Source organism: Leclercia sp. GHBNCSD (assembly GCF_055805075.1).
This window is the reverse complement of the sequence record NZ_JBQVYO010000001.1, coordinates 623097-636221: the sequence shown is the minus strand read 5'-3', so window position 1 is coordinate 636221 and position 13125 is coordinate 623097. Positions and strand designations below refer to the sequence as shown.

At 55.2% G+C, this 13125-nt stretch carries 13 protein-coding genes; 5 read left to right on the top strand and 8 right to left on the bottom strand.

The features are described from left to right. Window positions 1–77: 77 nt before the first annotated feature. The 3 genes from ACT3IC_RS03170 to ACT3IC_RS03160 are packed head-to-tail and all read right to left on the bottom strand — an operon-like array spanning window position 78 to window position 1917. Window positions 78–620 (bottom strand): 1,2-dihydroxy-3-keto-5-methylthiopentene dioxygenase, encoded by a 543-nt coding sequence (locus ACT3IC_RS03170; protein WP_156654082.1) that lies wholly within the window; start codon window positions 618–620, stop codon window positions 78–80. Then, window positions 617–1306 (bottom strand): acireductone synthase, encoded by a 690-nt coding sequence (mtnC, locus tag ACT3IC_RS03165; RefSeq protein WP_263951176.1) that lies wholly within the window; start codon window positions 1304–1306, stop codon window positions 617–619. Before mtnC ends, ACT3IC_RS03170 begins: the two co-directional genes overlap by 4 nt. Beyond that, window positions 1303–1917: a methylthioribulose 1-phosphate dehydratase gene (locus ACT3IC_RS03160; RefSeq protein WP_263951175.1), complete on the bottom strand. Its 615-nt coding sequence runs from the start codon at window positions 1915–1917 to the stop codon at window positions 1303–1305. Before ACT3IC_RS03160 ends, mtnC begins: the two co-directional genes overlap by 4 nt. A 124-nt stretch (window positions 1918–2041) precedes the next feature. Here ACT3IC_RS03160 and ACT3IC_RS03155 point away from each other — a divergent pair, with 124 nt between their 5' ends. After that, window positions 2042–3202, top strand: coding sequence for a pyridoxal phosphate-dependent aminotransferase (locus tag ACT3IC_RS03155; RefSeq protein WP_263951174.1), 1161 nt, complete (start codon window positions 2042–2044; stop codon window positions 3200–3202). Between the two features lie 109 nt (window positions 3203–3311). Here ACT3IC_RS03155 and citR read toward each other — a convergent pair whose 3' ends face one another. Next, window positions 3312–4226 carry a DNA-binding transcriptional repressor CitR gene (citR, locus tag ACT3IC_RS03150; protein ID WP_103178648.1) on the bottom strand — a complete coding sequence of 305 codons (915 nt, stop codon included), beginning with the start codon at window positions 4224–4226 and terminating at the stop codon, window positions 3312–3314. A gap of 714 nt (window positions 4227–4940) precedes the next feature. Here citR and ahpC point away from each other — a divergent pair. Together ahpC and ahpF are read left to right on the top strand one after the other, a co-directional pair. Further along, window positions 4941–5504 (top strand): alkyl hydroperoxide reductase subunit C, encoded by a 564-nt coding sequence (gene ahpC / locus ACT3IC_RS03145; RefSeq protein WP_103178649.1) that lies wholly within the window; start codon window positions 4941–4943, stop codon window positions 5502–5504. Window positions 5505–5819: 315 nt separating this feature from the next. After that, window positions 5820–7385 carry an alkyl hydroperoxide reductase subunit F gene (ahpF, locus tag ACT3IC_RS03140; protein ID WP_103178650.1) on the top strand — a complete coding sequence of 522 codons (1566 nt, stop codon included), beginning with the start codon at window positions 5820–5822 and terminating at the stop codon, window positions 7383–7385. A gap of 56 nt (window positions 7386–7441) precedes the next feature. Here the strand turns inward: ahpF and uspG are convergent, their stop codons facing one another. Continuing rightward, entirely contained in the window at window positions 7442–7870 is a 429-nt protein-coding gene (gene uspG / locus ACT3IC_RS03135) for a universal stress protein UspG (RefSeq protein WP_103178651.1), read from the bottom strand. Between the two features lie 202 nt (window positions 7871–8072). On the opposite strand from uspG, the gene ACT3IC_RS03130 reads away from it, so the two are divergent. Continuing rightward, entirely contained in the window at window positions 8073–9311 is a 1239-nt protein-coding gene (locus tag ACT3IC_RS03130; RefSeq protein ID WP_159339297.1) for a zinc-dependent alcohol dehydrogenase, read from the top strand. Window positions 9312–9382: 71 nt separating this feature from the next. Here ACT3IC_RS03130 and rnk read toward each other — a convergent pair whose 3' ends face one another. After that, window positions 9383–9793, bottom strand: a complete 411-nt coding sequence (gene rnk / locus ACT3IC_RS03125) for a nucleoside diphosphate kinase regulator (protein WP_103178653.1) — start codon at window positions 9791–9793, stop codon at window positions 9383–9385. A gap of 397 nt (window positions 9794–10190) precedes the next feature. Between rnk and ACT3IC_RS03120 the strand changes: the two genes are divergently transcribed. Further along, on the top strand, window positions 10191–10811 hold the full coding sequence (locus ACT3IC_RS03120) for a flavin reductase family protein (RefSeq protein ID WP_473476141.1): 621 nt from the start codon (window positions 10191–10193) through the stop codon (window positions 10809–10811). Between the two features lie 4 nt (window positions 10812–10815). Here the strand turns inward: ACT3IC_RS03120 and rna are convergent, their stop codons facing one another. Together rna and dcuC are read right to left on the bottom strand one after the other, a co-directional pair. Continuing rightward, window positions 10816–11625, bottom strand: a complete 810-nt coding sequence (gene rna, locus ACT3IC_RS03115) for a ribonuclease I (RefSeq protein WP_220435596.1) — start codon at window positions 11623–11625, stop codon at window positions 10816–10818. 88 nt (window positions 11626–11713) lie between these two features. Then, window positions 11714–13087: an anaerobic C4-dicarboxylate transporter DcuC gene (gene dcuC / locus ACT3IC_RS03110; RefSeq protein ID WP_473476139.1), complete on the bottom strand. Its 1374-nt coding sequence runs from the start codon at window positions 13085–13087 to the stop codon at window positions 11714–11716. Between the last annotated feature and the right edge of the window lie 38 nt (window positions 13088–13125).

The following is a 13125-nucleotide window of genomic DNA, read 5'->3' as shown; positions in this document are numbered from 1 at the left end:
GTGGCGCTAACGCTTACCCGGCCTGCAAACCGTTTGTAGGTCCGTGCAAGCGCAGCGCCGCCGGGCAGGGCACGGTGCTACGGCAATCTCGGATAGCTATCTGCAATCGCATCCCCGGTAAACTGCGCCACCCAGCCTTCCGGGTTATCGAAAATCCGGATCGCGGTAAAGTTCGGCTCAGAGCCCATATCAAACCAGTGCGGCGTACCGGCGGGAACGGAGATCAGGTCGTTCTTCTCGCATAACACCTGACAGACCTGGTCGCCAATGTGCAGGCAGAACAGCCCGGCGCCTTCAACAAAGAAACGCACTTCATCTTCGCCGTGGGTGTGTTCATTGAGAAACTTCGCCCGCAGGGCCTCTTTTTGCGGGTTATCTGCGCGCAGGCTGATGACATCCCAGCTCTGGTAGCCCTTCTCCGCCACCAGCTTATCGATGGCGTGCTGGTAGGCATTAATCACCGTCTCCGGCGACGGATCGCGGCCCAGATCGCGGTCGGCTTCCCAGCGCTCAAAGCGGACGCCGCGGGCGTTCAACTGCTGCTGGATCGCCTCAGCGTCGGTGCTGTGCCACTCCGGCTGGCTGGCTTCTTTATCTGAATAAATGGTCAATGCGCTCATGAAGGGATCTGCTCCGGATTGATGTCGTCAAACTGATGCACCTGATGGTGATGGCTGGCCCCGTCCTCATCGCCGCGAATCAGCTGCAGGGTGCGGAAACCGGCCTGTTCCGCGGCATCCAGCTCCTGATGAATATCCGACAGGAAGAGGATCTGCGAGGGGGCTGCGCCAATCTGGGCCGCAATATTCTGATAAGACGCTACCTCGCGCTTGGCACCTATGTGGGTATCAAAATAGCCGCTGAACAGATGAGTAATATCACCTTCGTCGCTGTAGCCAAATAACAGTTTCTGCGCCGCCACGGAGCCAGAGGAATAAACATAGAGATCAATGCCCTGCGCTTTCCATTTTTCGAGAGAGGGCAGAACGTCCGGATAGAGATGGCCGGTGAAGTCACCGTTGACGTAACCCTCCCGCCAGATGATCCCCTGCAACGCTTTGAGCGCTGTCGATTTGCGATCGTCATCCATAAAGGCGAACAGGGTCTCAATTAGATCCCGGGTGCTGGCCTGCGGCCGGGCAATCTCTTCGCGCAGATTGTCCAGAATGGTGTTGACCGGTTCGGCATACTGCTGGGCGTTGATAAAGGCCGCCAGCCGCTCGCGCGCATAGGGGAACAGGACATTATGGACAAAACGAATATCGCTGGTGGTGCCTTCAATATCCGTCACAATCGCGCGAATCATACTCTCTCCAGTTGTCGTAAACGCATCTCGCACTCGAACAGGAATTCGAGGCCTTCAAGGTGACGCCGGGCTTCGGCCACGTCGCGTCCCCAGCAGGTTAAGCCATGACCGCGCAGAAGAAAACCATAATTCAGCGGGCGCTCCCGGGCGTAATGGGCGATTCGCGAGGCCAGGGCGTCGATATCCTGGTCGTTATCAAACACGGCGATGGGCACCGTATCGAGGTGGCTGGTCTGGCCGCGGAGTGATTTCTGCATCTCAAAGCCGCTGAGGCGTAGCTCCGGCGTTTTCACCAGCCGGGAGAGCACCGTGGCGTTGACCGTATGCACATGCAGCACCGCATTGGCCTCCGGGAAGAGGCGATAAATCAGAGTATGCAGGCCAGTTTCTGCGGAAGGCTTACGCCCGGAAGGGGCGCGGTTGGTGGCAATTTCAACCTGCAGGAAATCCGCGGTCGTCAGGCTGCCTTTGTCTTTGCCGGATTCGCTGAGCCAGCACCAGGTCTCATCCTGCCGCACGGACATATTGCCCCCGGTGGCTGGCGCCCAGCCTTTGGCGCCGATCCAGTGGCAGGCATCCACCAGGGCTGTGAGTCGCAGGTCGTCTGTCATCTTCCTTCTTACCTCTTCGGCCAGGAATATCATTATGGTTTAGACGTCTAAGCGTCTTGATTGCCAAATACTAGCATCGTGTTATAGTGGCAGCAACATATGTATTACATACAGGTCCGTCGACATGCGTAATAACCCCTTGATTCCAGACAGCAAACTTCCGGCTCTCGGCACCACGATCTTCACGCAAATGAGCGCTCTGGCGCAGCAATACAACGCCATAAATCTGTCGCAGGGTTTTCCCGATTTCGATGGCCCGGACTACCTTCAGCAACGTCTGGCCTGGCATGTGGCGAACGGTGCGAACCAGTATGCGCCGATGACGGGGGCGCAACCGCTGCGCGAAGCGATTGCCGATAAAACCGCGGAACTGTATGGCTATCAACCGGATGCTAATAGCGACATCACCGTCACCGCCGGGGCGACTGAGGCCCTCTACGCCGCAATCACCGCCCTGGTGCGTACCGGCGACGAGGTCATCTGCTTTGACCCAAGCTACGACAGCTATGCCCCGGCGATTGCGTTATCGGGTGGGGTGGTAAAGCGCGTGGCGCTCCAGCCGCCGCACTTTCGCCCGGACTGGCAGGCCTTCGCGGCACTGCTCAGTGAGAAAACCCGGCTGGTTATTTTGAACACGCCGCACAATCCCTCTGCGACGGTATGGCGGCAGGCGGATTTTGCCGTGCTCTGGCAGGCCATTGCGGAACGCGAAATCTATGTGCTGAGCGATGAAGTGTACGAGCATATCTGCTTTGCAGAGGCGGGGCATGCCAGCGTGCTTGCGCATCCGCAGCTGCGCGAGCGGGCCGTTGCCGTCTCCTCTTTTGGCAAAACGTTCCATATGACCGGCTGGAAAGTGGGGTACTGCGTGGCGCCTGCGGCGATCAGCGCCGAACTGCGTAAGGTGCATCAGTTCCTGACGTTTGCGGTCAATACCCCGGCACAGCTGGCAATTGCCGATATGCTGCGCCACCAGCCGGAACACTACCGTGAGCTGCCGGACTTTTATCGCGCCCGCCGGGATCGCTTTATCGGGGCGTTGAGTGAAAGTCGTCTGGAAATTCTGCCCTGCGAAGGGACCTATTTCCTGCTGGCGGACTACAGTGCAATCTCCGATCTGGATGACGTCAGTTTTTGCCAATGGTTAACCAAAGAGGTAGGGGTGGCGGCGATCCCGCTGTCGGTATTCTGTGCTGACCCGTTCCCGCATAAACTTATTCGCCTCTGTTTTGCCAAGCAGGAGACGACATTACTGGCGGCGGCAGAACAGCTGAACAAATTATAATAAAATAAATATAAATCAGTGGGTTCTAATACGCAGAATTATAAAATAATTTCTGCGTATTTATTTTGTAATAGTATTAACAGTGTGATTCAATTCCCATCAGACCTTGTTACTCATACTGAAAACCCTCGGCACTCACTTGCTCGACAAAAGTAGAGAATACGCTGCTATTTAATGCCGTGCGGTTATACAGCATATAAACATTCAGGGTGGGTAAGGTAAAAGGGACCTCAATTTTTTTCAGATTAAATGCCTCACGATACTGTTCATATACCGCCTCAGGCATAAAGCCGAGTAAGTTTGATGAACCTACCATCATAATCAGTGAAAAAAAGGAGTCACAGCGGAAAGCGATTTTCCTGTCCGGAAACGAGTTTTCTGCCTGCATCTGAAAGACTTTAACGCCCGGTTCATCACTCATAAAGAAAGTGTATTTTTCCTTACTCAGTTCTTCCTGAGTGGCAACCGAGCCGATGCGCGGGTGATCCTGACGACACACCGTCACCACGGGTAAATCGAGGTAGCGAGTGCAGACAATCGACCGGTTGGCTATCGGGGCGAAAGAGAAGACCAGGTCAGCTTTACGGTAGGCTAACAGGTCTTCCGCCGAGTCGGCCGCCAGCAGCATGTCGTGGTATTCAATTTCATAATTATGCTCACGCATCAACAGTTTCATCGACGCGATCAATGGGCCTCTCGTCATGACCTGCGGGCAGTAGATAACAAAGTTCTTCTTCAGCGCCGAGCCATGCATGATATTGATCGTCTGCTCGATACTATTCAGATTTTGTTCGAGATGCATATGTAAATTGACCCCCACCGTCGTCGGGGAGATGCCTTTACCGGAGCGGATAAACAGCGGATCGTTCAGCTGATTACGTAATCGTTGCAGTGACTGGCTCACCGCAGAGGGGGTAATAAATAGCGTTTCTGCTGCTTTGCTGATACTGAGATGCTGGTAAATGCACTCAAAAATCACCAACAGATTAAGGTCAAATTTTTTCAAATCGTAAAGGTTAGCCATGATTCGTCCTGAGTAAGCTCTCTGAATGGCATTATCATATAAATAATAACTATAGAAGTAAGTTTGCCATTCATCATCCATTTGATCGGATAACTTAAGATAATTTAAATTTCAACTTAATATATCATGGCTGCAAATTAATTAAATAAAGGCCGAACAATTATTATAGTAATTTTCACCATAAAAAGGCGGGCAAAAGCGTTGCTATTACGCTGCCAGTCAGGTATTAAGGCTTACTCATCATCCTATTAAGCTGTTCCTTATTCGCCAGGCTGGCCACCTGCTGTAATTCATTCTGGCTATTCGTATAACAGCGCGCCAGCGTGGCCGCTGCGCCTGGCTTATCCATGATCCCCTATAAAATCACTCGCAAAGCGCGGGTTCGGTAAAACCTATCACAGCCATAGGTATTATTACCCTGTCAGCGAATTGCCCTTTCGTTGAGGGGGTGGTGTAATCCCCTTTGCTGTCACGGCCTGACTAAAGGTCATGTAGAGCGCAACACATCGCCAGCTTCGGCTGGCACTGATGTTACCCCCGGGTAGCTCAGGTATCAGGGCCGCCGTCAAGGCGGCCTTTTTACTTTTTTAGTTCACGCAGTTTCTTGTGAAAGGTTGTTAGGTATCGCTGATTGATTTGATAATGCAAACGCATTAGCCCGGATCGGCAAAGTTCGGTACCTTACACCTCAACGAAAACACGGAGGAAGTACAGATGTCTTTAATTAATACCAAAATCAAACCTTTCAAAAACCAGGCGTTCAAAAACGGTGAATTCATCGAAGTTACCGAGAAAGATACCGAAGGTCGCTGGAGCGTCTTCTTCTTCTATCCAGCTGACTTCACCTTCGTCTGCCCGACTGAACTGGGTGACGTTGCTGACCACTACAGCGAGTTCCAGAAGCTGGGCGTAGATATCTACTCTGTCTCTACTGACACCCACTTCACGCACAAAGCATGGCACAGCAGCTCTGAAACCATCGCGAAAATCAAATATGCGATGATCGGCGACCCAACTGGCGCCCTGACCCGTAACTTTGACAACATGCGTGAAGATCAGGGTCTGGCAGACCGTGGTACCTTCATCGTTGACCCGCAGGGCATCATCCAGGCGGTAGAAGTTACAGCTGAAGGCATCGGCCGTGACGCATCTGACCTGCTGCGTAAAGTGAAAGCGGCTCAGTACGTTGCTTCTCACCCAGGCGAAGTTTGCCCGGCGAAATGGAAAGAAGGCGACGCGACTCTGGCTCCGTCCCTGGACCTGGTTGGCAAAATCTAAATTTCCGTCGTATTTCGCGCCATAGCGGCGTTGGCGTCGCCTGCTCACCCCGGTCACTTACTTATGTAAGCTCCCGGGGACTCACAGGCTAGCCGCCTTGCTCTGACGCGAACCACTTTGGAGATTCGTTTGCAATGCCCGGCGGCGCTGCGTTTGCACAGGCCTACAAAACGCAGGCCGGGTAAACGAAGTGCCACCCGGCATTCAATGGGCGCATCCGCGCCCATTTCATTCCAGCACCATGATGCAAGTTGCACTCAGGCAGCCAGGATTAGGCCGCTTGCATGATGATGTTTTTTAAGCAGGAGATAAAGAATGCTCGACACAAATATGAAAACCCAGCTCAAAGCCTACCTTGAGAAGCTGACCAAACCTGTTGAGCTGATTGCCACGCTGGATGACAGCGCTAAATCGGCAGAAATCAAGGAACTGCTGGCGGAGATCGCCGACCTGTCCGAAAAGGTCACTTTTAAGGAAGACAACACCCTTGCGGTGCGTAAACCCTCTTTCCTGATCACCAACCCAGGTTCGACCCAGGGGCCGCGCTTTGCCGGTTCTCCGCTGGGACATGAATTTACCTCACTGGTACTGGCCCTGCTGTGGACCGGTGGTCATCCGTCGAAGGAAGCGCAGGCATTACTTGAGCAGATCCGCGACCTGGATGGTGATTTTGAATTCGAAACCTACTACTCGCTCTCCTGCCATAACTGCCCGGACGTGGTGCAGGCGCTGAACCTGATGGCGGTGCTGAACCCGCGCATCAAACACACCGCCATTGACGGCGGGGTGTTCCAGAACGAAATCACCGATCGTAACGTGATGGGTGTTCCGGCGGTGTTTGTGAACGGTAAAGAGTTCGGTCAGGGTCGTATGACGCTGGCTGAAATCGTCGCTAAAGTGGATACCGGCGCGGAAAAACGTGCAGCAGAAGAGCTGAACAAGCGTGATGCCTATGACGTGCTGATTGTCGGTTCCGGCCCGGCGGGTGCGGCGGCTGCGGTTTACTCTGCCCGTAAAGGTATTCGCACCGGTCTGATGGGCGAACGCTTTGGCGGCCAGGTACTGGATACGGTGGATATTGAAAACTATATCTCCGTGCCTAAAACCGAAGGTCAGAAACTGGCTGGCGCCCTGAAAGCGCACGTCAGCGAATATGAAGTGGATGTGATCGACAGCCAGAGCGCCAGCAAACTGGTGCCGGCAGCGCAGGAAGGCGGTTTCCACCAGATTGAAACGGCATCTGGTGCCGTGCTGAAAGCGCGCAGCGTGATCATTGCTACCGGTGCCAAATGGCGCAACATGAACGTGCCTGGCGAAGAACAGTATCGCACCAAAGGGGTAACCTACTGCCCGCACTGCGACGGCCCGCTCTTCAAAGGCAAACGCGTGGCGGTAATTGGTGGCGGTAACTCCGGTGTGGAAGCGGCCATCGACCTCGCCGGTATCGTGGAGCACGTCACGCTGCTGGAGTTTGCGCCAGAGATGAAAGCCGATCAGGTCCTGCAGGATAAAGTGCGCAGCCTGAACAACGTCGACATCATCCTGAACGCGCAGACCACCGAAGTGACAGGCGATGGCAGTAAAGTGACCGGCCTTGAGTACCGCGACCGCGTGAGCGGTGACGTACACAGCGTTCAGCTTTCGGGGATCTTTGTGCAGATTGGTCTGCTGCCGAACACCACCTGGCTGGAAGGCGCCATTGAGCGTAATCGCATGGGCGAGATCATCATCGACGCCAAGTGTGAGACCAGCGTGAAGGGCGTATTTGCGGCGGGCGACTGCACCACCGTACCGTACAAACAGATCATCATCGCCACTGGCGAAGGGGCGAAAGCGTCACTGAGCGCCTTTGATCATCTGATTCGTACCAAAACAGCATAAGAACGTAAGACAACACCTGCACTGTAAAGAGGCTACCCTGGGGTAGCCTCTTTTTTTTATCTCACGACCAGCACCGGCACAAAGGCGTGGCGGATCACGCTGGAGGCGTTCGACCCCAGCAGATGGGTGGAGATTGACGGGTTACGCGACCCGATCACCACGATATCGGCCTTCAGCTCGCTGGCCATCTCATTCACGACGTCACGCACGTGACCAAAACAGACATGGGTTCTGAGACGTGAGGAGTCGATGCTGAAGTGGCCGATCATGGTCTGCAGCCGGGCTTGTGCTTCTTTTTCGATATGCTCTTCAAAGCGGCGCATATCGGCGGCAAAGCGATGCAATCCGAAGGTGGACGAGCCCGGTAAAACATGCAGTAAGTGAATAATACCATCCTGCTGCGCCAGGAATTCAGCGTGGCGAATCGCCTTGTCGCTCAATTCCATCTCAAAAACATCCACCGGCATAATAATCGTCTGGTACATACCCGTTTCTCCCTGTTTATTTACGCTTATTCCATTCAAACACAAAATATAAGCAAATTCTGATAGCTGGCAGGCATTTTTTAATATCGTCGCGCTTGTAAGCCAGGAATAATCCCAAAGCCGTGCAATTTCCCGGTATATCCCCGCTGATGGCTACCCTTTTAAGGTAAACCCGCATTTTTTCTCTGAATCCGGAGGTCGAATGAAAGCATTGACGTATCATGGCCCACATAACGTTAAGGTTGAAACGGTACCCGATCCGGCCATCGAGCAAGCTGACGATATTATCCTGCGCATCACCGCCACCGCGATCTGCGGTTCTGATCTGCATCTCTATCATGGGAAGATCCCGAAGGTGGAACATGGCGATATCTTCGGCCATGAGTTTATGGGGGAAGTGGTGGAGACCGGCCGAGAGGTGAAAAACCTCGCTAAGGGCGATCGGGTAGTGATCCCCTTTGTGATTGCCTGCGGCGACTGCTTTTTCTGCCGCCTGCAGCATTATGCCGCCTGTGAAAATACCAACAGCGGGCGCGGCGCCTCCCTGAATAAAAAACAGATCCCACCTCCGGCTGCGCTTTTTGGCTATAGCCATCTTTACGGTGGTGTGCCCGGCGGCCAGGCGGAATATGTCCGCGTGCCAAAAGGCAACGTCGGCCCCTTTAAGGTGCCGCCGCTGCTGTCAGATGATAAGGCCCTGTTCATGTCGGACATCCTGCCCACTGCCTGGCAGGCCGCCAAAAATGCCCAGATCACTCAGGGCAGCAGCGTCGCGGTATTTGGCGCCGGGCCAGTAGGCCTCCTGACCGTTGCCTGCGCACGTTACCTCGGGGCCGAGCAGATTTTTATCGTCGATCATCACGACTACCGACTGCGCTTCGCCCAGGATCGTTACGGCGCGATCCCCATTAACTTCGATCGCGACGACGATGCCGCAGAAAAAATCATTGAGCAGACCCGGGGTCAGCGTGGGGTGGATGCTGTTATCGATGCGGTAGGTTTTGAGGCGAAAGGGAGCACCACGGAAACGGTGCTGACCAACCTCAAGCTCGAGGGCAGCAGCGGTAAAGCCCTGCGGCAGTGTATTGCTGCGGTACGGCGCGGTGGGATCGTCAGCGTGCCGGGCGTCTATGCCGGCTTTATTCATGGTTTCCTGTTTGGCGATGCCTTTGACAAAGGGCTCACCTTTAAAATGGGGCAGACTGACGTTCATGCCTGGCTGGGTGAACTGTTGCCGCTGATCGAGCAGGGGCTGCTCACGCCTGAAGAGATCGTCACCCATTATATGCCGTTTGAAGAGGCGGCTCGCGGATATGAGATCTTTGATAAGCGTCAGGAAGAGTGCCGGAAAATTATTCTGGTGCCTGGTGCACAAAGCGCGGAAGTGGCAAAAGAGCGGGTCACGGGGCTGGTCAACCCTATGCCTGGCGGCGTGATCTGATAGCGGAAGGCCGGAAAGAGGATGCCCGGGCATCCTCTGGGTTAAGCGCGTAAACGCTTATTCAGATGGGCTTAGCGCAGGTATTCGCCTGCTGCTTCAGGCTGCCAGAGCAGTTCCAGCACCTCCAGATGCGTGGCGGTACCGCCTGGCAGTTCCCAATGGATAGTGTCGCCGGTACGCAGGCCAATCAACGCGGCCCCCACCGGTGCCAGGACCGACAGTTGCGTGCTGCTGTCGGTCATCTGCGCCGGGTAGACCAGCGTGCGGGTACGCACTTCGCCAGTGGTCAGATCGCGGAATTTCACCTGGCTGTTCATGGTGACCACGTCAGACGGCATGTCCTGCGGGGCACACATCTGGGCACGATCCAGTTCAGCGTTCAGGGCATCTGCGACGGGTAGCGATGCAAAGGCCGGTTGCTCCAGCAGGCGGTCGATACGTTCAGCATCGAGTTCGTTAATGATAATGGTGGGTCTGGACATTATTTACTCCATGTCGTTAATGCTGCGACAACCGCAGAAGATGCCAAAAGAAAACCCTCGCCATCCGGTAGCGAGGGTTTAACGATAACTGATAATACTGAGTCTGCGCCCGGGTTTGAAGTGATGGCTGTCACATTCATGGTGTGGATTGAGTTCCAGGCTGTCATCTGCCTCTATAGTATGAATTTTGTACGAAAAACGTGATCGTTCGCCGATTTGGATTATCCTTTTTATGCGCCCTTACAAAGTGAGCGCCGCTGATAAGCGTCGATAAACGACACATATTCATTCTTCATTTCATACGGATTGCGTTACGCTGATCCTCTTGGGGCAGGGGGATGAGCGAAGCGTAATCCGTGCCTGCCGGTTTACATTCCAAACCTGTTCAGAGAGCGCTATGTACTTTTATCAACCTTCCCAGGGACACGGCCTGCCGCACGATCCACTTAACGCCATTGTTGGCCCACGTCCGATTGGCTGGATTGCCTCGTGCGATCCTGAAGGACGCCCCAATCTGGCGCCCTACAGCTTCTTCAACTGTTTTAATTACCATCCGCCCATCATCGGTTTTGCCAGCACCGGCTGGAAGGACAGCGTTCGCAATATTGTCGAGACCGGGGAGTTTGTCTGGAATCTCACCACCCGTGAGCTGGCCAGCGCCATGAATGAGACCTCTGCCAGCCTCGCGCACGGGGAGGATGAATTTTTACGTGCCGGGCTGACTAAAGCGGAGAGCCAGCTGGTGAAGGTGCCGCGCGTCGCCGAAAGTCCGGTCAATTTTGAGTGCCGCCTGTCACAGTGTATCCAGTTGACTGCCGCCAGCGGCGCTTCGATCGATACCTGGCTGGTGCTGGGGGAAGTGGTGGGGATCCACATTGACGAAAACCTGCTGCAGGACGGGATCTATCAGACGGCGAAAGCCCAGCCGGTGCTGCGCGCCGGTGGCCCGACGGTGTACTTCGCCATTAGCGAGGATCAACGCTTTGACCTGGTCCGCCCGGACGCGCGAAAAGGGTAATATCTCAGTAACCGATTTTGTCGATCACAAACTGTTTGCCACAGTTGCCCGGATGCGGCTGTGGCACAAATGAGGAGGTTGCCAGCGGGGCGTTGATGCTGGCCGCGGTGAGGGAAAGCTGTACTTCCGTGAGATAGGCCGGATTACCGCTGCAGCTGAGCTTGACGGCTTTCACCGTTGTCGGCCCCCAGCTTCTGGCGACGGCGGCGTCAAAGGCGCTGCGGGTGACGGTTTTGCCGTAGTTGGCCGCGAGGAACTGCCCCAGCGGGCTAGCTTTGACTTCCTGGTTCATGCGCACCATGGTGCCGAAATAGGCGTCGGGATCGAACCCAAAGCAGACGCCGTGTTTGGCATATTCGTAACGTTCGAGGCAGGAGTTGCCGCCTGCGCCGGGCATCACCTCATTTAGCTTCGCGGCACCGGTCAGCGACAGGCCGGTCTCGGCGGCGTCGCATTTACGGCTGGCTTTTGCCTCCGGCATATTGGGAATGGGGCGGGTGGCGCAGCCATAGCGCATCCAGCGGCGATCGTCGACGCCGCGGGCGGCGATAGATTTCGGCAAGCCCGGCCACAGGCCGTGAACGGTGAGGATCGTCGTTTTGTCGTCACGCTCTTTTTGCAGGCGGCACTCATCTGGCGCTGCGCGGTTGCGGTCATGCAGGCTCTGGCAAAAACCAGATTGCCATGAGAGCGCCAGCACGTAGCGATCGAAATCCGCATATTGCGTCGCCTGAAGCGGGGCGGCCTGCGCCGGGAAAGCGCACAGCGCAACTGCGGTTACGCTGACAGGCAAAACGAAATCCTTTCTGAACATGTCAATTCCTGATGGTTGAATGCAAAATATTGCTGGTGCTTATTAAAGCACAAAAAGCGCCCGCAGGCGCTTTATGCTGTGGCGTGGCTTAGCCCACGGCGGTGCCAGGCACCAGTACTTCCGTGGCAATAATCACAATCACCAGCCCCACCAGCACCGGAACAGAGGTGCGTTTTACCACTTCGAACGGCGAAATCTTCGCCATCCCGGCAACGGCGACCACCACACCGGAAACCGGGGAGATGGTGCGGCCCAGGTTGGAGGCCTGCAGCATCGGGATGGTGAGATAGGCCGGGTTAATACCGGACGAGTGCGCCAGTTTCGGGATCATCTCCACGAAGGCGTAGAACGGCGCATTACCGGAGCCGGTGGTCATCGCCGCCAGCATGGTCAGGACAACCAGCACCATCATCAGGATGATACTCGCCGAACCAAACGAGGTGGCGATGGAGATCAGGCTCTGGATAAAGCCGATAGTGCTCAGCCCCTGGGCAAAGACCCCGGCCGCCACCAGCAGCATCACCACCCCGGCGAAAGCATCCGCCATGCCGCGATAGGCCACTTCCAGGCCGCTAAAGACCTTCTGAGTATTGAAGCCGCGAACAAATTCCAGCAGTGCGGCAATCAGCATGCAGAGCACCAGAATGGTGATGATATGCAGTTCCGGACCCCATTTGCCGTCGAAAATCAGCACGCCGACGATGGGCGTAAACGGCAGAATTGCATAGAAGGAGGGGGCGGTGGTGGTGATTTCGCTGACGTCGAGGCGTTCGTGCGAGATGTTCTCTTTATTATCGAGGTAGCGCTGCCAGAAGAAGTGCGCAATTGCCATGCCGATAATGGCGGCAATAGAGATCGGCAGGGTGGTTTTAAAGGCGAAATCGATCAGCGGCATCTCCGCGGCTTTAGCGGCCAGCACCACGTCACCGGAGGTGGGGGAGAGAATAATCGCTGCCGGGGAGGCACAGATGGCTGCCGCCGCACCGCGACTGATCCCCACGTTGACCATTATCGGGAACAGGGTCGCCATCAACAGTACCCCGAGGCCCGTCGCTGACGACACGGCCAGTGACATCAGGCAGGCGACAAAATAGGCGGCAATCATCAGCAGGTAAGGGGAGTTGATATAGCTCAGCGGCTTTGAGGCCAGCTTAACGACCATATCATTGGCGCCGATGTGAGTCATATAGGCGGCAAAGCCGCAGAGCATCATGATCATCATCCCCAGATCGCCACCGCGGCTCATCAGCAGGATTTTGATATATTCAATGATGTCGGTTGCGGTGTAACCGGTGCTGGTGGCACTGGACGGCAGCACCTGGTGACCCATCAGGGCACTGACAATCAACAGAGCCAGACCGCCGACAAAGAGCACCCCGGTAGCGGAGTAACCTTTAATGATGTAGCGTGCGACGCCGACAATGACAACCACCCCGATCAGGAGCTCGATAAACGTTAGCATGGTTTCCTCTGTTTCCCGACGCCCCCAGAGCGAAGGAT